Raw genomic sequence first — 17,401 nt, forward strand, 5'->3', positions numbered from 1 at the left:
CTATCCGTCACGTGCCCGCCTCGACAGCCGCCCGACCCCACCCGCATCCCCTCGCCGCGGCCGCGCGGGTGGTGGTGCTGGCGCTGGTCGCCGTACTGACCCTGCTCGCCACGCACGACGACCGCCAGCTCTGGTGGATCGCGCTGCTGGCCGTCGCCGGGCTGCCCGCCCTGCTGGCCCCCGAGCACCGGCCGGTCGGCCCACTCAGCCGGGTGGCCGAGGTGGTGGTGCTCGGGCTGGCGGCGAGCCAGGTCGGCGCGGTGGCCACCATCGGCGGGGAGATCGGCGGGCTGGGCGCCTCCGCGGTGCTGCCCTACCTGGCGGTCCCGGTGACCGTCACCGCGCTGCGCCGCCGGTTCCACGAGGGCGCGATGCTGCTCGCGGTCGCCGGAGCCACCCTGCTGGTGGCCGGGGCGCTCACCGAGGTCGACGGCCGGCCGCAGCTCACCCAGCTCGGCTACCTGGCGGTCTGCGCGCAGTGGCTGATCCTCGCCGCGCTCGGCCTGTACGCCGCCCGGACGCTGCACCGGGTGATGCAGGCCCGCAACGAGGGCAAGCCCCAGCCGTACGCGGAGGCCACCCGGCTGCTGACCCAGCTGCGTACGGTGGCCCGCCAGCTGCCCGGGGCGACGCTCGACCCGGGCGGCATCTCCGAGCACCTGCTGGAGGAGTTGCGCTCGGTGGCCCCGGCCGACCGGGCGGCGGTGCTCTCCGCCAGCGGCGGCGGCCGGCTGGTGGTGCTCGCCCAGGCGGGCGTGGACCGGGTGGACTGGGAGACCACGCTCGACGCCGACTCGGCGATCGCCGACGCGTGGGCCAGCCAGCAGCCGCAGACCGCGGCCCGCTCGCAGGCCCGCTCGCACCGGGGCGGAGAGGTGTCCGCGCTGATCGTGCCGCTGGTCGCCGGGGTGCGCACGGTGGGGCTGGTGGTGCTGGAAGCGGACGCGGCGCACGCGTACCCGGCCCCGGTGATGTCCCGGGTGACCGGGCTGACCGGCCCGGCCGCGCTGCGGCTGGAGGCCGCGCTGCTCTTCGACGAGGTGCGCGCGCTGGCCACCAACGAGGAGCGGCAGCGGCTGGCCCGGGAGATCCACGACGGGGTCGCCCAGGAACTGGTGATGGTCGGCTATGGCATCGACAACGCGCTGGCCACCGTCTTCGACGACGCCGAGGAGACCGCCGAGGCGCTGCGCACCCTGCGCGGCGAGGTCACCCGGGTGATCACCGAGCTGCGGCTGAGCCTGTTCGAGCTGCGCAGCGAGGTCGACCGGCACGGCGGCCTGGCCGCCGCGATCGCCGAGTACGCCCGCACCGTCGGCGCCTCCGCCGGGCTGCGGGTGCACCTGTCGCTGGACGAGTCCACCGCGCGGCTGCCGGCCGCCACCGAGGCCGAGTTGCTGCGCATCGCCCAGGAGGCGGTGACCAACGCGCGCAAGCACGCCGGGGCGTCGAATCTCTGGGTCACCTGCGAGGTGGACCCCCCGTACGCGCAAATAGAAGTGTCGGATGACGGTCAGGGCATGGGTGACCAGCGCACCGACGGGCACTACGGTCTTGCGATCATGGCCGAGAGGGCGGAACGTATCCGGGGCCGGTTGGAGATCAGGCCGCGGCAGCCGAGCGGCACGACCGTGGCTGTGGTGGTCGGTTCCTCGCCCCGGCGCGATAACGTGCGCGGTAGCACCGCGGCAGCAGAAGGGGAGTAACCCGAGGATGACCACAAGTCCGACACCGGCCACCCGTACCAAGGTCCTCCTTGTCGACGATCACGATCTGATCCGGAAGGGCCTCCGGCACGCGTTCGAGCGTGACCGGCAGTTCGAGGTCGTCGGGGAAGCCGCCACGGCGGCGGAGGGGGTACGACAGGCCGGTGCGCTGCAGCCGGACGTGGTGATCATGGACCTGCGGCTGCCCGACGGCAGCGGTCTGGAGGCCACCCGGGCGCTGCGCAAGTCCAGCGCATCGATGGGCATCGTGGTGCTCACCATGTACGCCGGTGACGACCAGCTCTTCGGCGCCCTGGAGGCCGGCGCGAGCGCCTTCGTGCCGAAGACCGCCCCGGCCGACGAGGTGGTGGCCGCCGCCCGGCACGCCGCCTCCTCCCCCAGCGCCTTCACCGCCGCCGACCTCGCCGAGGCGATGAAGCGCCGGCTCGCCCCGTCCGGCCCGCAGCTCTCCCCCCGCGAGGGCCAGGTGCTGCGGCTGCTCGCCGACGGGATGAGCGTGGCCGGCATCGCCAAGCAGCTCTTCGTCAGCGAGTCCACCGCGAAGACCCACATCTCCAAGCTCTACGAGAAGCTGGGCGCGGCCAACCGGGCGCAGGCGTTGATGACCGCGCTGCGGCTGGGCCTGCTCGAGGCGCCGGACGCCCCGAAGTTCTGACGCTCCCCGCCGGGGGCCCATCGACGGACGACAGCACCAGTCCGCGACCGCCGTCGGCGGTCGCGGACCGTCGTGCATCGACCGGCGTGCGTGACGTACCGGGCGGCGCGCTATGGTCTCCCGGGCGCGCGGCGGGCAGAATACCCGCGCGGGCGACGGCGCCCGCAACGGTGACGCGAGGGGTGAGGGCATGCAGCGGCCGGACTGGGCACCCGAGACGATCGACATCGAACGCCCGAGCGTGGCCCGCATGTACGACTACTACCTCGGCGGCTCGCACAACTTCGCGGTGGACCGGGCGGCCGCCCAGGCGATGGTCGCCGCCGTGCCGGAGGCGCCGTTGATGGCCCAGGCCAACCGGGCGTTCCTGCGCCGGGCGGTGCAGTTCCTCACCGAGGCCGGCGTCCGCCAGTTCCTGGACATCGGCTCGGGCATCCCGACGGTTGGCAACGTGCACGAGATCGCCCAGCGGATCGCCCCCGAGTCGCGGGTGGTCTACGTCGACGTCGACCCGGTGGCGGTGGCGCACAGCCGGGAGATCCTCGACGGCAACGACCGGGCCGCCGTGGTGCAGGAGGACCTGCGCCACCCCGAACGGATCCTCGCCCACCCCGAGGTACGCGGGCTGCTCGACCTCAACGAGCCGGTCGCCGTACTGATCGTGGCGGTGCTGCACTTCGTCTCCGACGACGACCGTCCCGCCGAGCTGCTGCGTACCCTCCGCTCCGCGCTGGCACCCGGCAGCTGGCTGGTGCTCTCCCAGGCCAGCGCGGACGGCCGCGCGGTCGACGAGCGGGCCGAGGCGGAGCGGGTCTACCGCAACACCGACAATCCGCTGTGGATCCGCAGCCGGGCCGAGCTGACCGCGCTCTTCGACGGTTTCCAGCTGGTCGAGCCGGGGGTGGTCTGGGTGCCGCAGTGGCGCCCGGATTCGGCCGAGAGCGCCGAGGACGCCGAGCGGGCCGCCTTCATCGGCGGTGTGGGACGGCTCGGTGGGTGAGATGCCCGGGGCCAACGGCGCCCGGTCCCGGCCGGGGACCTTCGCCCGGGCCTGGGCCAAGGCCGTCTCCGGCACCAGCTACCTGCCGATGACCCAGGAGCAGCTGGAGGCGCTGCTGCAACGGCTCACCGAGCAGCTGGCGACCGCCCTCTGCGCCGAGCCGTTCGATCTGCGGGTCGGGCACCGGGTCGGCGCGGAGCTGGTGGCCGCGCACATCGCCTCCGCGGAGGGCCTGGGCCGTACCGTCGAGGTGGTCCAGCTCCGGTTGGTCCGCGATCTCGGTCTGGTCGCCGACGACGTCGAGGACCGGATGGCCCGGCTGCTGGCCGCGGTGGCCACCGGCTACGCCCGCGCGCTGCGCGACCGCACCCTGGACGAGCAGGAGTCGATCCGCCGGGCCGCGATGACCGCCCGGGCTCAGGCGGAGCGCGCGCTGCGCGCCAGCGAGGCGCGCTTCCGCCACCAGGCCACCCACGACCCGCTGACCGAGCTGCCCAACCGCACCCTGTTCACCGAGCGGCTGGCCGCCGCCATCGCCTCACCGGGCCGCGGCGCGGAGCGGATCGGCCTGTGTTTCCTCGACCTCGACCGGTTCAAGGTGGTCAACGACTCGCACGGGCACCAGGTCGGCGACGCCCTGCTGGTCACGGTGGCCGAGCGGCTGCGCCAGGCGGTCGACGGGCACCTGCTGGCGCGGCTCGGCGGCGACGAGTTCGTGGTGCTCGTCGAGCGCTGCGCCGGCACCGACGACGTGGTCGCGGTGGCCGAGGCGGCGCTGGCCGCGGTGCGCCGGCCGGCCATCGTGGACGGCCACGAGCTGACCGTCTCGGCGAGCATCGGCATCGTCGAGTGCCCGGTCGCCGACGCCACCCCCGGCGACCTGATGCGCGCCGCCGACAGCACCCTGCACTGGGCGAAAGCATCCGGCGGGGCGCGCTGGGCGCTCTACGACACCGACCGCGACCGCCGGGAACTGGCCCGGCAGGCGCTCTCCGCGGCAATCCCGGCGGCCCTGCAACGCGGCGAGTTCTACCTGGACTACCAGCCGCTGACGTCGTTGCGGGACGGCCGCCTGCTCGGCGTGGAGGCGCTCGTGCGGTGGCGGCACCCCGAGCTGGGGGTGCTCCGGCCGGACAGCTTCATCTCGCTGGCCGAGGAGACCGGGCTGATCGTCCCGCTCGGCAGGTGGGTGCTGGCCGAGGCGTGCCGGGAGGCGGAGAGCTGGTCGGCGGCGGGCGGCCCGGCGCCGTACGTCAGCGTCAACCTGGCGGTGCGGCAGGTGCACCGGCCCGGTCTGGTGCAGGAGGTACGCGGCCTGCTGAGCAGCACCGGCCTGCCGCCGGAGCGGCTCCAGCTGGAGATCACCGAGAGCACCATGATGAGCACCGCCGAGGAGCCGGTGCGGGCCCTGCGGGTGCTGGCCGACCTGGGGGTACGGATCGCCATCGACGACTTCGGCACCGGGTACTGCAACCTGGCGTACCTGCGCGACCTGCCGGTGACCGAGCTGAAGGTGGCCGGCCAGTTCGTGGCCGGGCTGCGCGCGCCGGCGATGGAGCCGGCCAGTTGCACCGACGAGCGGATTCTCGCCTCGCTGGTGTCGCTTGCGCACGCCTTGGACCTGACCGTCACCGCCGAGGGCGTGGAGACGGCCGGGCAGGCCGAGCGGCTGCGGGCGATCGACTGCGACGCCGGCCAGGGCTGGCACTTCGGTCGCCCCGCCCCCGCCGAGCGCATCCTGGAACGGATCGGCTGACCGCCGGCCCGCCGCCCGGTAGCCGACCCCGCCAGACACCAGCCCGCCCCTGTCGAGCTGTCCCATCCAGGGGCAGCGCGGCAGCGCAGGGGCGCACCGCGTGCGCCATCCGGCCGGTCCCATGGGTGGGGCAGCTCGACACCGCCGCTGGCAGACACGCCACCCTGGGAGAGACGGGCGGGACGCACGCCACCCGGGCCGGTCCCCGACCGGGCAGCGGTCAGCCGGCGAGCAGGGCGGTCATCCGCTGCGCCTGGATCTCCCAGCGCCACTCCCGCTCCACCCAGGCCCGGCCGGCGGCGCCGAGCTGGCGGGCCAGATCGCGGTCGGCGAGCAGCCGGGCCACCCGGTCGGCGAGCTGCGCGACGTCGCGCCCGCGAACGACGTAGCCGGTCTCCCCCTCCCGGACCGCGTCGGGAGCGCCGCCGGAGTCGCCCGCGACCACCGGCAGGCCGGTCGCGGAGGCCTCCAGGTAGACGATTCCGAGACCCTCCACGTCCAAGCCCCGGTTGCGGGTGCGGCACGGCATGGCGTAGACGTCGCCGGCCGCGTAGTGCGCCGGCAGCTCGGCCGTCGGCACCGACCCGGTGAAGACCACGTCCCGCTCCACGCCGGTCTGCCGGGCCAGCTTCTGCAGGGTGGCCCGGTACGGGCCGCCGCCGACCACCAGCAGCGCCGCGTCGGGCACCCGGCGGCGGATCTCCGGCATGGCCCGGATCAGCATGTCCTGACCCTTGCGCGGCACCAGCCGGGACACGCAGACCACCACCGGCCGGTCGGCCAGCCCGAGCCGGAGCCGGACCGGTTCGCCGTCGACGGACGGGTGGTAGGTGTCGACGTCCACCCCGGGCGCGAGCCGGCGCAGCTCGGTCAGCCCGTGCAGCGCCCGGGCCAGCCGCACCCGGGTGTACTCGCCGAGATAGGTGGTCACGTCGACGCCCCGGCCGATCCGGCGCAGCGCGGCCCGGGCGCCGGGCAGCGCCGCCCAGCCGACCTCGTGGCCGTGGGTCAACGCGACCGCCCGCCGGATGCCGGCCCGGCGGCGCAGGCCCGCGGCGAGCAGCCCGAGCGGGGCCGCCGCGCCGAACCACACAGTGTCGCAGTCGTATGCGCGGGCCAGCCGGGCGGCCCGGCGCGCCACCAGCGGGGTGGGCAGCAGCACCCGGGTGCGTTCCCGGATCACCTCGAAGGGCTGGTCGGCGTCGAACTTCGCGGCGTCCCGCCAGCTCGACGCGTAGACCACCACCGAGCCGGCGGGCTGGCGTACCGCCAGGTTGTGTACGAAGGACTGGATCCCGCCGGGGCGCGGCGGGAAGTCGTTCGTGATCAGCAGCGTCCGGCTCATCGGCCGGCCTCCCTGGCGTGGGCGCGGGCGGCGGCGATCCGCTCGACCGTGGACGGGTGGGTGGCGGAGTAGAGGTACTCCAGCCGGGGCGGGTCGGGGTCGGAGAGGTTGATCCCGGCGAGCCGCCGCTGCATGGCCTCGAACGCCGCCGGGTCGCCGGTCAGCGCCAGCGCGTGCGCGTCGGCGCGCGCCTCGACCCGCCGCGACATCAGCGCCTGCACCGGCGCGGAGACCAGCCCGGCCACCGTGACCAGCGCGACCAGCAGCGGGAACGCGCGTGGTTGGGCCACCGATTCCACCCCGGCCAGCCGCAGCAGCGGCCCCCACGAGCCGATCAGGTAGAGCGCGACCACCGCGGCGGCGGCGCCCAGCGCCCCGGTCAGCGTGCCGACCGCCACGTCCCGGTCCTTGGCGTGCCCCAGTTCGTGCGCCACCACGGCGGTCACCTCGTCCGGGCCGGCCTCGCGCAGCAGCGTGTCGTAGACCACCACCCGCCGGGTCGGGCCGAGCCCCGAGACGTACGCGTTCACCGCGCGGGTGCGCCGGGACGCGTCGGCGACCAGCACGTCGCGTACCGGGACGCCGTCGCGGGCCGCCATGGTCATCAGCTCGGTGCGCAGCGGGCCCTGCTCCATCGGGGTGAACTTGTTGAACACCGGCTCGACCAGCACCGGCAGGACGAAGCTGAGCAGCACCACCAGGGTGGCCGCGCCGGCCGCGCCGAACGCCCACCACCAGCGCGGGGCGAGCCGGATCACGGCGTAGAAGCCGAGCAGCGCCACCGCTCCGATGACCGCGCTGACGGCGTACGACTTGAGCAGGTCGACCGCCCAGCCGCCCCAGCCGTTGGTGGCCAGGCCGTAGCGGGTGAGCACGGCGTGCCGCCAGGCGGCGAACGGCAGGGTGACCAGGTCGGCGACGAGCACCACGGCGAGCCCGCCGAGGATGGCCTGGGCGATCCAGTGGTCGCCGAAGGGGCGCCCGGCCAGCTCGACCAGGCGGCTGCCCAGCGGGGTCAGCCCGAGCGCCAGCGCCACCAGCAGGCCGACGGCCAGCGCCGCCCAGCCGCCGGGGCGCAGCGACGAGCGGAACTCCCGGGCCCGGGCCACCTGGTCGGCGGGGAGGTCGCGCAGCGCGGCCACCTGGTCGGCGCGCGGCGCGGGCGGCCGGTGCCACGGAATCAGCACCGCGGCGGTCACCACCAGGGCGACGGCCAGGCCGACCAGGGTCAGCACCGCCCAACCGCGCGGGGTCACCGCTGCCCTCCCGGCGCCACGTCGCGACAGTCGTGCGGTCGCACCGCGGGCGACCGTCGGGGGCCCGGGACACCGCCGATCGCGGCGGGGCTGTCGCCACCGCGCCGTACCCGCGTCATGCCGCCGCTCCCTCCCGCCGTGAGCGCCCATCCTATTGCCCGGGTCGAAGCCCGCCGCTTCCGCGCCCGGTCGCCGCGGAAGCGGCGGACGATCGCCCACCACACCCTGGACCGGACCCGGTCCGCGCCGTGCGGCGTGGACCGGGTCCGGTCGGTGGCCTACCGGGTCTCCGTCAGGACGGGACCGCGCTCGGCGCTGGGCGGCGCGGCGCCGTTGCGGGCGGCGTCGCCGTGCCCGGGCCACCAGGCGCGGTGGCCCAGCAGCGCGGTGATCGCCGGTACGAGCAGCATCGCCATGACGAAGGCGGAGATCGAGATGCCGATCGCCACCGCGAAGCCCATCTCGGTGAGGAACGCCACCCCGGCCAGCATCATCGAGGCGAAGGTGCCGGCGAGGATCAGACCCGCCGCGCCGACGGACGGGCCGCCGTGCTCGACCGCCAGGTCCGCGGCCGTGCGCGGGTCGTTGCCCAGCCGTGCCTCCTCGCGGAGCCGGGCGATCATGAGGATGTTGTAGTCGGTGCCGATCGCCACCACGAACAGGTACAGGATCGTCGGCAGCATGAACGACAGGCCCGGCCGGTCCCCGACCCCCTGGAACGCGAAGACCGTGGCGCCCAACGTGCTGAGGAAGCCGAGGAACACGGCCGCCATCAGGTAGATCGGGGCGACCAGGCTGCGCAGCAGCAGGGCCAGGATGATCGCGATGAGCAGGCCGGCGACCGGGAAGATCACCTTCAGGTCCCGGGTGTTGGCGTCGCGGACGTCGGCGAACAGGGAACTGATCCCGCCCACGTAGGCGGTGGTGCCGTCCGGGGCCCGCGCGTGCACCACGTCCCGCAGCTCGCCGCCGGCCAGGTCCAGCGACTCCGGCGCGTACGGGCTGCGGTCCAGCAGCAGGTTGATCCGCGCGACGGTGCCGTCCTGGCTGAACCCGGCCAGGCTGCCGTCCTGGCCCGCCGGCATGATGCCGCCGATGCCGGGCGCGTCCTTCAGCGATGCGGCGTACGCGTCGAGCGCGGCCGGGTCGAGCCGCTGGCCGTCGTCGGAGCGCAGATAGACGGTCGTCGGGTTGAGCGCGCCCACCGGGAAGCCGGACTGGAGATCCTCGAGACCGCGCGCCGACTCGGTGTCGGACGGCAGTTGGCCGGTCTGGTCGTAGTCCCACTTCATCCCGAGCACGCCGGCCGCCAGCGCCAGCATCAGCCCGCCGGACACCAGCGCCACCACGGCCGGTCGCCGCCCGGTGAACCGGCCCAGCCGCTGGAACGCCGTGCCGCGCGGGGTGCGCTGCCACGACTTCGACGGCCAGAAGATCTTCGTGCCGAGCAGGGACACCACCGCCGGGACCAGGGTCAGCGCGGCGAACGCCATGACCACGACCGCGATGGCCAGCGCCGGGCCGAGGCTGGTGAACGCGCCGAACACCGCCAGCAGCAGGGCGCTGAACGCGATGACGATCGCCGCCGCGGCCGAGGCGATCACCTCGCCCACCCGGGCCACCGCCGCCACCAGCGCCTGCTTGGCGTCGTCGCCGGCACGCAGCCGTTCCCGGTACCGGAACAGCAGGAACAGGATGTAGTCGGTGCCCACGCCGTACAGGACGATGGTGAGGATGATCTCCAGGGACTGGTCGACCCGCAGGTCGGCCGCCTGAGCCACCCACGAGATCAGGCCAGGGGCGATCGCGCTGACGACGCCGACCGTCACGATCGGCAGCAGCGCGGCCAGCGGGCTGCGGTAGATGACCAGCAGCAGCACGATGATCAGGCCGATGGTGGCCAGGCCGACCACGACCAGTGCGGTGTCGAAGGCGTCGGCGTTGTCGGCGTACATGGCGATATCGCCGGTGACCGCGTAGCCGAGGCCGGTCCCGTCCAGCGTGGACTTCGCCGCCTCGCGGATCTCGGGGATGGCGTCGAGCAGTTCCGGATCGTCGGGGGCGCCCTTCAGGCCGACGGTCACCAGGGCGACCGTCCGGTTCGGCGAGGGGGTGGGCGGCCCGACGGCGCCGGCCACGTGCTCCGCGTCGACCGTGCCGACCGCCCCGGCCAACGTGCCCACCGTGGCGAGGTCGGCGTCGGCCAGCGGTTGCCCGTCGAGGCGCTTGACGACGATCGTCGCGGTCGCGTCGGTGGAGGTGGGGAAGGATCGCTGCGCCACCTCCATGGCCTGGACCGACTCGTAGTCACTCGGCAGGAAGTCGGCCTGGTCCTGGCTGGTCACGTCGCTGAGCCCGGGAGCGATCGCCACGATCGCCACCGTGGCCACCAACCAGCTCAGGATCACCTTCCACGGGTTGTGGACGACGAAGCGTCCCAACCGTTCAAACATCGTTCCCCCTTGAGTTCGCGCGAGCGCGCAGCTTGCCGTACGGGTGGTTCGGGCAGCCCGCCGGACGGGCCGAGGGCAGCTCGCGGGTGGTCGTCGATTCGGACGACATCACGGATTCCGTTCAGTTCGAGGACTCGCGGTTGAACAGCCGTTTCGACCAGAGGTATCCGCCCAGCGCGATGACGGCGCACCAGGCGAGCGCGATCCACGCGTTGTTGCCGATCGGCTTCTCCGTCAGCAGGCCGCGCAGGGTTTCGATGATCGGCGTGAACGGCTGGTACTCGGCGAACCAGCGCAGACCGGCCGGCATGGAGTCGGTGGGCACGAACCCGCTGCCGAGGAAGGGCAGCAGGACGAGCGGCATGGGCAGGTTGCTGGCGGTCTCGACGCTCTTGCTGACCTGGCCGAGCGCGACGGCCAACCAGACGAGCGCGAAGGTCACCGCCAGCAGGAAACCGGCCGTGGCCAGCCACCCGCCCAACCCGGCGGTGGGCCGGAAGCCGACCAGCAGCGCCACGCCGATCACGACCGCCAGGCTGACCATCGCCTGGATCACGCTGCCCAGGACGTGTCCGGTCAGCACCGATACACGGGCGATGTGCATGGTGCGGAACCGGGTGATGATGCCCTCGGTCAGGTCCATGGCGATCGAGATCGCGGTGCCCTGGACCGTGGACGCCACGGTCATCAGGATGATCGCGGGCGCCACGTAGTTGGCGTACGCGGCACGCCCGTCGGCCGCGCCGACCTGTGCCGCCCCGCCGAGGCCGGCGCCCAGCGTGCCGCCGAGCACGTAGACGAAGAGCAGCAGGAAGACCACGGGCATCCCGACGAGCATCAGGGTCATCGACGGGTACCGCAGCATGCGCTTGACGTTGCGGCGCAGCATCGTGGCCGAGTCGCGTAGCGGATGGAAACGGAGGTCCGCCGGCGGCGGACCGGTCAGGGTGTGGGTGCTCATCGCGTGGTCACCTTCTCGGTGGTGGAGTTGCCGGTGAGGGCGAGGAAGACGTCGTCGAGATCGGGGGTGTGCACGGAGAGCTCGTCGACCTCGACGGCCTGGTCGTCGAGCCGGCCGATCAGGGTCTTCAGCGAGCGCAGGCTGCCGTCGCTGGGCACCCGCAGGGCGAGCGCGTCGGTGTCGCGCGAGGCGTCGCCCAGCACGCGCAGGGCCGCGTCGAGGCCCTGCGGGTCGGCGAACCGCAGGCGTACGTGCCCGCCGGGGATGCGCCGCTTCAGTTCCTCCGCGGTGCCCTCGGCGACCACCCGGCCGCGGTCGAGGACCGCGATCCGGTCGGCCAGCTCGTCGGCCTCCTCCAGGTACTGGGTGGTCAGGAAGATGGTGACGCCGCCGGCCACCAGGTCCCGGACGATCTGCCACATGTCCCGGCGGCTGCGCGGGTCCAGTCCGGTGGTCGGCTCGTCGAGGAAGATCACCTGCGGGCTGCCGACCAGGGTCATCGCCAGGTCGAGCCGTCGCCGCATGCCGCCGGAGTAGGTGACCGCCGGCTTCCCACCCGCCTCGGCCAGGTCGAACTGCTCGAGCAGCCGGGCGACGCGCCGCCGGCCTTCGCCCCGGCCGAGGTGGTGCAGATCCGCCATCAGCCGCAGGTTCTCCTCGCCGGTGAGCAGGTTGTCCACCGCGGAGAACTGGCCGGTGACACCGATCGCGGCGCGCACCGCGTCCGGTTCGCGGGCGAGGTCGTGCCCGGCGACCTGGACGTCACCGGCATCGGCGCTGAGCAGAGTGGACAGAATCTTGACGGTGGTGGTCTTCCCGGCGCCGTTCGCGCCGAGCAGCGAGAAGACCGTCCCCCGTGGCACGGTCAGATCGAGGCCGTCGAGGACGACGTGGTCGCCGAACGACTTCCGTAGCCCGGTCGCGGCGATCGCCGGCCGGTACTGGGTGCTGGTCATGGTTCCCTCTCGCCAGGTCCGGACGTGGATCAGGAGCGGTGGATGGTGATGTCGCCGTAGGAGGTGCGGCCGCGCACTTCGACGGTCCGGTCGGACTTGCCGGGCCCGGCGGTGTTCTCCAGTTGGTTGTGGACGCGCCCGAATCCGGTGTTCACCTCGAGCCAGGCGGCGGTGCCCTCGGCGATGCCGATGTCCAGGTCGCCCGCGGCGGTGCCGAGCACCACCGAACCGCGGACCACCTCGCCGAGCCGGATGCCGCCGTTGGACGTCTTCACGTCGGCGCCGGCGCCGGCCCGCTCGATGGCGATGGCGCCGTTGGCGTTGCGCACCCGCACGTCGCCGGTGACCGTGTCGATCGCGGTGTCGCCGTTGGAGTTCTTGACCTCAGCGGCGCCGTCGATCTCGCCGATCTGGATCCTGCCGGAGCCGGTGGAGATCTCGGCGTCGCCGGTGATGCCGTCGGCGTTGATGTGACCGAACCCCGTGTGCAGGCGCAGCGGGCCGGTTCGTTCGAGCCAGATGTTGCCGGTCGTCTTGAGCCGGCACTCCCCGAGTCGACCGGCACAGCGGATGTCGCCCATCAGCAGGTGCGCGGAGAGCTGGGAACCGCTGGGCAGCTCGATGGTCACGTCGACCGACCTGGTCTTCTTGGAGAAGTCGAAGACGCGCTTGGGGCCGGTGACCCGGAGCACGCCGTTGGCGTAGTCGACCTGGACCTGCTGGGCGGCTTTCACGTCGGAGTCGTCGGCCTGGTCGCTCGGGCGGACGTCGACGACGGTGTCGGTCCGGTCGCTCGCGGCGATCCGCACGTCGGCGACGCCGAGTTCGAGCGTGACGGAGATCGGCTGGGGCGTCTCGAAATTGGGCATGGTTGTCTCCGCGTCATGGGTGGATGAGTCGTCCCCGCAGGTCGGGGACGTGGCGTGCGGACAGGCGTGGGGTGCGCTCAGCGCACCCAGCCGGTGAAGCGCTGGGGGGTCCGTTTCCCGGCGCCGGGCGGCTCGGGACGCTGGTCGCGATCCGAGCGCTGTACAGCGGCGGCGGCCGCCCGGACCAGCCAGGCGTTGACCGAGCGCCCCTCCTTGGCCGCGGCCTCCTCGACCGCGGCCTTGAGCTGCTCGGGCATGCGTACGTTGATCCGGGCGGCGGGGCCGTCCTCGGCCATCAGCAGATCGCTCTCCGGCGCGCCGCCGACCGTCGGCGCGGCGTCCCCGGCCGCGGGCCCGAGCGGCTCGGCGGGTGGCGACGTCACGACAAAGTTCGGATCGCGTCCCCGCAGGCGCAGCTCCACCGAACCCGGAGCCAGGTCCCGGGTGATCTCGTCGGCGGCGGCCGACAGGGCGTCCAGCAGCGTCATCCGGATCGCCGACTCGAGCGACCCGGTCAGGCGTTCGACCAGCGCCCGCGCCTCCTCACCGCCGGCTTCGGCGAGGGTGGCGAACTCGCGTCCGAGGTTGCTCACATACGGGGTCAGGTCCATGGTGCCATTTTGGCACGTGAATGGCACCATGGCAAGGCGAATGGCACGCGAGTGACGCCATACATGGCACTATTTGGCACATCCGGGTGAGCGAACGCAGGTCAGCGTGGGGATTGCAGCCCGGTGCGGGTCACGCCACCCGGCGACGCCGGGCCGGCCGGCTGGCTCGGGGCGCCGCCAGCACCTCCACCTCGAACCCGGCGCGGGCGAACACCTCGACCGCCCGGGCCTCGGCGCCGCCCAGCCCGGCGGCCGGGGACGAATCGTCGAGCAGGGCGGTGACCAGGCAGTCGGAGCAGCCGCTCCCCCGGATCCCGCACCCCGCGCAGTCGATGAGCATTCCGCCTCCTGGTGCGCTTGCGGCGACCGGGCGCGGCGTCGCCGTCGCCACCCGAGCACCGTCGGTCACCACGACACTAGGCGCGGGGTACGACAGAATCGGACAACGAGGTCGCGGACGGCCAGAATGCGATCAAGCGCCCCGATCAGGACCGGGCGAGCCGCCGCAGCAGCGAGTCGGCGCCGAGCGGGTACGCGCCGTGCCGGCGTACCCCGTCGGCCACCTCACGGTCGGAGGAGACCACCACCACCGGCCGGCCCGACGGCTCGGCGCGGACCAGGCGGCGGATCAGCTCGTCGGCGGTCTCCCCCTTGCGGGAGAAGAGCACCCGCACGCCGCGCGGCGCCGGCGGCAGCCCGTGCACCCGTTCCGCACCGTCGAAGACCACGGTGACCTCGTCGCCGGTCTGCGCGGCGATCCCGCCCAGCCCGCTGATCAGCCGCTTGCGCTGCTGCTCCAGCGACATCTCGCCGAAGCCCCGCTTGGTCACGTTGTAGCCGTCCACCACCAGGTGCGCCCGGGGCAGGGCGAGCAGCTGGTCCAGCCGGGCCGGGTCGTCGGTGTCCCGGGCCCGGGTGGCGGTGCCGGCCGCCGGGCCGGCCGGCTGCTCGGCGAAGGAGTCGGCGACGAAGTCGGCGGGGAGCTTGTCGACCGGGTCGAGGGCCAGCTCCCGGCGCAGCCCGACGGCCGCCTGGCCGATCGTCTCCAGCAGCAGCCACAGCCGGGCGTCGTCGACCGAGCGGGCCTCCTTGGCGCTGGCCCGGGCCACCCCGGCCGCCGCCTCCGCCTCGGCCAGCCGGGCCCGCGCCCGGCGCAGCTCGGCGTCCGCGTCGGCCGCCGCCCGGGCCGCCCGGCCACGCTCGGTGGCCAGCATCTCGCCGGCCTTGCGTTCGCGGGCCTGGGTCTCCCGCAGCGACCGGCTCAGCTGCCGGTTCTCCTCGCGGAGCTGGCCGAGCTCCTCGCGGACCCGGGCCAGTTCGTCGCGGAGCTTCTCCGCCTCGACCCGGGCCACCGCCCGGTCGTGCTCGGCCCGGGTGGCCCGCTGCTCGGCCTCGCGGACCAGCTCGGCGACGACCGCGCTGTCCGCCTCGGCGCGGACCGCCGCGCCGCTGGCCTCGATCAGGTCCCGCCAGCCGCGGGGGCGGGCCAGGTAGGCCAACGCGGCCACCTCGACCGGGTCGGCCGCCGCCGGGGCGGTCCCCTCGACCACCGCCGCGCCCAGGTCGCCGGCGTCGGCGAGGACCCGGGCGGTGACCCGCTGCCGGAACAGCGGATCGGCGGCGAGCTGCGCGGCGATCGCCGGGGCGCCCAGGCGGGCCCGCCGGTTGGGCGCGAACTTGGCCACCCGGCGCAACGGCACCGGCACCTCGTCGCCGGGCAGGCCGGGCAGCACCGCGGCGGTGAGCGCGACGATCCGCTGGCGGACCGGCTCGGGCAGGGTCGGCTCCGGCTCGGGCACCACCCCGGGCTCCGCCGGGTCACCCTCGTCGGGGCCCTCACCGGCGGCGTACGCAGCGACGACAGGGTCCTCCTGGTGGAGGTTGTCGTCGTACGGCTCGGTGAGGGGCATGTGGCAAGTCTCCCACCGCGACCGGGCCCACCGCCCGGTGAGTGAGCCGATCTCTCATCCTAACCCCGGGTGACCCGTGGGGCTGCCGGGTCGGGAGTGTCGGACCGGGACGCTACCGTGCCGCCGATGGCACAGCAGGAGTACGTCCAGGAGGCGCTGGCCGGGCTCGACCCGGCCGCCGGCACGGTCGATCCGGCGTTGCCGCTGTACGCGACGACGTTCGTGGTGGTCGACCTGGAGACCACCGGCGGCGCGCCGGACGGCGGCGGGATCACCGAGATCGGCGCGGTCAAGGTACGCGGCGGCGAGCAGCTGGGCGAGCTGGCCACCCTGGTCAACCCGGGCGAGCCGATCCCGCCGTTCATCACCGTGCTGACCGGCATCACCCAGGCGATGCTGCTGCCGGCGCCGCCGATCGAGCAGGTGCTGCCGAGCCTCCTGGAGTTCATCTCCGACGCTGTGCTGGTCGCCCACAACGCCCCCTACGACGTCGGGTTCCTCAAGGCCGCCTGCGCCAAGCACGGCTACCGCTGGCCCAACCCGCGGGTGCTGGACACCGCCGCGCTGGCCCGCCGGGTGCTGACCCGCGACGAGGTGCCCAACCGCAAGCTCGGCACCCTCGCCGCCTACTTCCGCACCGCCACCCGGCCGACGCACCGGGCGCTCGACGACGCCAAGGCCACCGTCGACGTGCTGCACGGGCTGATCGCCCGGCTCGGCGGGCACCGGGTCGAAACCATCGGCGACGCCCTCGAGTTCGCCCGGGCGGTCACCCCGACCCAGCGGCGCAAGCGGCACCTCGCCGAGGGGCTGCCCAAGGCGCCCGGCGTCTACATCTTCCGGGCCGCCGACGACCGGCCGCTCTACGTCGGCACCTCCGGCGACATCGCCACCCGGGTGCGCAGCTACTTCACCGCCGCCGAGAAGCGGGCCCGCATCTCCGAGATGCTCGCCGCAGCCGTTCGGGTGGAGGCGGTCGAGTGCGCCCACTCGCTGGAGGCCGAGGTCCGCGAGCTGCGGCTGATCGGCGCGCACGCGCCGCCGTACAACCGGCGGTCGAAGTTCCCGGAGCGCGCGGTCTGGCTCAAGCTGACCGACGGGCCGTACCCCCGGCTGTCCGTGGTGCGCGGCATCTCCCCCACCGACGACGCCTACCTCGGCCCGTTCAACTCGCGCCGGTCCGCGGAGCTGGCCGCCGCCGGCTTCCACGACGCGGTGCCGCTGCGCCAGTGCACCCACCGGCTGTCGCTGCGCACGGTCACGCCGGCCTGCGCGCTGGCCGAGCTGGGTCGCTGCCCGGCGCCCTGCGAGCACCGGATCACCCCCGAGGAGTACGACGCCCGCGCGGCGGCGCCGTTCCGCACCGCGGCCGCCAGCGACCCGCAGCCGGTGGTCGACGCGCTGCTGGCCCGCATCGAGGTGCTCGCCCGCGCCCAGCGCTACGAGGAGGCCGCCGTGGTACGCGCCCGGCTCGCCGCGGTGCTGCGGGCGACCGTGCGCATGCAGCGCCTGGTCGCGCTGACCCGGATCGCCGAGCTGGCCGCCGCCCGGCCGGCCGCCCGGGGCGGCTGGGAGCTGGCCCTGGTCCGGCACGGGCGGCTGGCCGGCGCCGGGGTCTCCCCGCCCGGCGTCCATCCACGACCGACGCTGGCCGCGATCCGGGCCACCGCCGAGACGGTGCCGCCGGGGCACGGCCCGGTCCCGAACGCCTCGGCGGAGGAGACCGAACGGATCCTGTCCTGGTTGGAGCGTCCGGAGACCCGGCTGGTCGAGATGTCCGCCGGATGGGCGTCCCCGGTGGCTGGCGCGGCACGCTTCCGCGACCTGCTGAGCAAGGCCGAAAGCGCCGCATCGCACCAACTCTCAACCGAACGCTCATGAGCAAGTGTCCGATCGGACTAC

The 17,401-nt window shown here is 74.2% G+C and carries 14 protein-coding genes; 5 read left to right on the forward strand and 9 right to left on the reverse strand.

Annotation, left to right across the window (positions count from 1 at the left end):
- The first annotated feature begins 11 nt into the window (after positions 1-11).
- The 4 genes from FHX32_RS01100 (at position 12) to FHX32_RS01115 (ending at position 5,138) form a co-directional block, all read left to right on the forward strand.
- Positions 12-1,706 carry a sensor histidine kinase gene (locus tag FHX32_RS01100; RefSeq protein ID WP_167178650.1) on the forward strand — a complete coding sequence of 565 codons (1,695 nt, stop codon included), beginning with the start codon at positions 12-14 and terminating at the stop codon, positions 1,704-1,706.
- Between the two features lie 7 nt (positions 1,707-1,713).
- A complete protein-coding gene (locus FHX32_RS01105; RefSeq protein WP_007072219.1) occupies positions 1,714-2,382 on the forward strand; it encodes a response regulator transcription factor in 669 nt (222 codons plus the stop codon).
- Positions 2,383-2,572: 190 nt separating this feature from the next.
- Complete coding sequence (locus FHX32_RS01110; RefSeq protein ID WP_167178652.1) at positions 2,573-3,382, forward strand: SAM-dependent methyltransferase; 810 nt, start codon at positions 2,573-2,575, stop codon at positions 3,380-3,382.
- The gene (locus FHX32_RS01115) at positions 3,360-5,138 is read left to right on the forward strand and encodes a putative bifunctional diguanylate cyclase/phosphodiesterase (RefSeq protein ID WP_486480861.1); all 1,779 of its coding nucleotides are present in this window, start codon (positions 3,360-3,362) and stop codon (positions 5,136-5,138) included. The genes FHX32_RS01110 and FHX32_RS01115 overlap by 23 nt, the downstream gene beginning before the upstream one ends.
- A 220-nt stretch (positions 5,139-5,358) precedes the next feature.
- On the opposite strand, the gene FHX32_RS01120 is transcribed toward FHX32_RS01115, so the two are convergent.
- The 9 genes from FHX32_RS01120 to FHX32_RS01160 form a co-directional block, all read right to left on the reverse strand.
- Positions 5,359-6,483, reverse strand: a complete 1,125-nt coding sequence (locus tag FHX32_RS01120; protein WP_167178656.1) for a glycosyltransferase family 4 protein — start codon at positions 6,481-6,483, stop codon at positions 5,359-5,361.
- On the reverse strand, positions 6,480-7,739 hold the full coding sequence (locus FHX32_RS01125) for a M48 family metallopeptidase (protein WP_167178658.1): 1,260 nt from the start codon (positions 7,737-7,739) through the stop codon (positions 6,480-6,482). The genes FHX32_RS01120 and FHX32_RS01125 overlap by 4 nt, the downstream gene beginning before the upstream one ends.
- 278 nt (positions 7,740-8,017) lie before the next feature.
- Positions 8,018-10,192 carry an MMPL family transporter gene (locus FHX32_RS01130; protein WP_167178660.1) on the reverse strand — a complete coding sequence of 725 codons (2,175 nt, stop codon included), beginning with the start codon at positions 10,190-10,192 and terminating at the stop codon, positions 8,018-8,020.
- A gap of 121 nt (positions 10,193-10,313) precedes the next feature.
- The gene (locus tag FHX32_RS01135) at positions 10,314-11,153 is read right to left on the reverse strand and encodes an ABC transporter permease (RefSeq protein WP_167178662.1); all 840 of its coding nucleotides are present in this window, start codon (positions 11,151-11,153) and stop codon (positions 10,314-10,316) included.
- Positions 11,150-12,109 (reverse strand): ATP-binding cassette domain-containing protein, encoded by a 960-nt coding sequence (locus FHX32_RS01140; protein ID WP_167178664.1) that lies wholly within the window; start codon positions 12,107-12,109, stop codon positions 11,150-11,152. The genes FHX32_RS01135 and FHX32_RS01140 overlap by 4 nt, the downstream gene beginning before the upstream one ends.
- Before the next feature lie 29 nt (positions 12,110-12,138).
- Positions 12,139-12,978: a DUF4097 family beta strand repeat-containing protein gene (locus FHX32_RS01145; protein WP_167178666.1), complete on the reverse strand. Its 840-nt coding sequence runs from the start codon at positions 12,976-12,978 to the stop codon at positions 12,139-12,141.
- Positions 12,979-13,055: 77 nt separating this feature from the next.
- A complete protein-coding gene (locus FHX32_RS01150; protein ID WP_167178668.1) occupies positions 13,056-13,589 on the reverse strand; it encodes a ribbon-helix-helix protein, CopG family in 534 nt (177 codons plus the stop codon).
- 130 nt (positions 13,590-13,719) lie between these two features.
- A complete protein-coding gene (locus FHX32_RS01155) occupies positions 13,720-13,929 on the reverse strand; it encodes a hypothetical protein (protein WP_167178670.1) in 210 nt (69 codons plus the stop codon).
- A gap of 145 nt (positions 13,930-14,074) precedes the next feature.
- On the reverse strand, positions 14,075-15,499 hold the full coding sequence (locus FHX32_RS01160) for an NYN domain-containing protein (protein ID WP_167178672.1): 1,425 nt from the start codon (positions 15,497-15,499) through the stop codon (positions 14,075-14,077).
- Positions 15,500-15,625: 126 nt separating this feature from the next.
- Between FHX32_RS01160 and FHX32_RS01165 the strand changes: the two genes are divergently transcribed.
- Positions 15,626-17,380, forward strand: coding sequence for a DEDD exonuclease domain-containing protein (locus FHX32_RS01165; RefSeq protein ID WP_167178674.1), 1,755 nt, complete (start codon positions 15,626-15,628; stop codon positions 17,378-17,380).
- The last annotated feature ends 21 nt before the right edge of the window (positions 17,381-17,401 follow it).

This window comes from Micromonospora sp. CNZ280 (genome assembly GCF_011759515.1).

Coding starts and splice junctions, on each gene's coding strand:
- FHX32_RS01135 (WP_167178662.1), bottom strand. CDS start 11,153: ATGAGCACCCACACCCTGACCGGTCCGCCGCCGGCGGACCTCCGTTTC.
- FHX32_RS01165 (WP_167178674.1), top strand. CDS start 15,626: ATGGCACAGCAGGAGTACGTCCAGGAGGCGCTGGCCGGGCTCGACCCG.
- FHX32_RS01110 (WP_167178652.1), top strand. CDS start 2,573: ATGCAGCGGCCGGACTGGGCACCCGAGACGATCGACATCGAACGCCCG.
- FHX32_RS01130 (WP_167178660.1), bottom strand. CDS start 10,192: ATGTTTGAACGGTTGGGACGCTTCGTCGTCCACAACCCGTGGAAGGTG.
- FHX32_RS01160 (WP_167178672.1), bottom strand. CDS start 15,499: ATGCCCCTCACCGAGCCGTACGACGACAACCTCCACCAGGAGGACCCT.
- FHX32_RS01140 (WP_167178664.1), bottom strand. CDS start 12,109: ATGACCAGCACCCAGTACCGGCCGGCGATCGCCGCGACCGGGCTACGG.
- FHX32_RS01120 (WP_167178656.1), bottom strand. CDS start 6,483: ATGAGCCGGACGCTGCTGATCACGAACGACTTCCCGCCGCGCCCCGGC.
- FHX32_RS01105 (WP_007072219.1), top strand. CDS start 1,714: ATGACCACAAGTCCGACACCGGCCACCCGTACCAAGGTCCTCCTTGTC.
- FHX32_RS01150 (WP_167178668.1), bottom strand. CDS start 13,589: ATGGACCTGACCCCGTATGTGAGCAACCTCGGACGCGAGTTCGCCACC.
- FHX32_RS01145 (WP_167178666.1), bottom strand. CDS start 12,978: ATGCCCAATTTCGAGACGCCCCAGCCGATCTCCGTCACGCTCGAACTC.
- FHX32_RS01155 (WP_167178670.1), bottom strand. CDS start 13,929: ATGCTCATCGACTGCGCGGGGTGCGGGATCCGGGGGAGCGGCTGCTCC.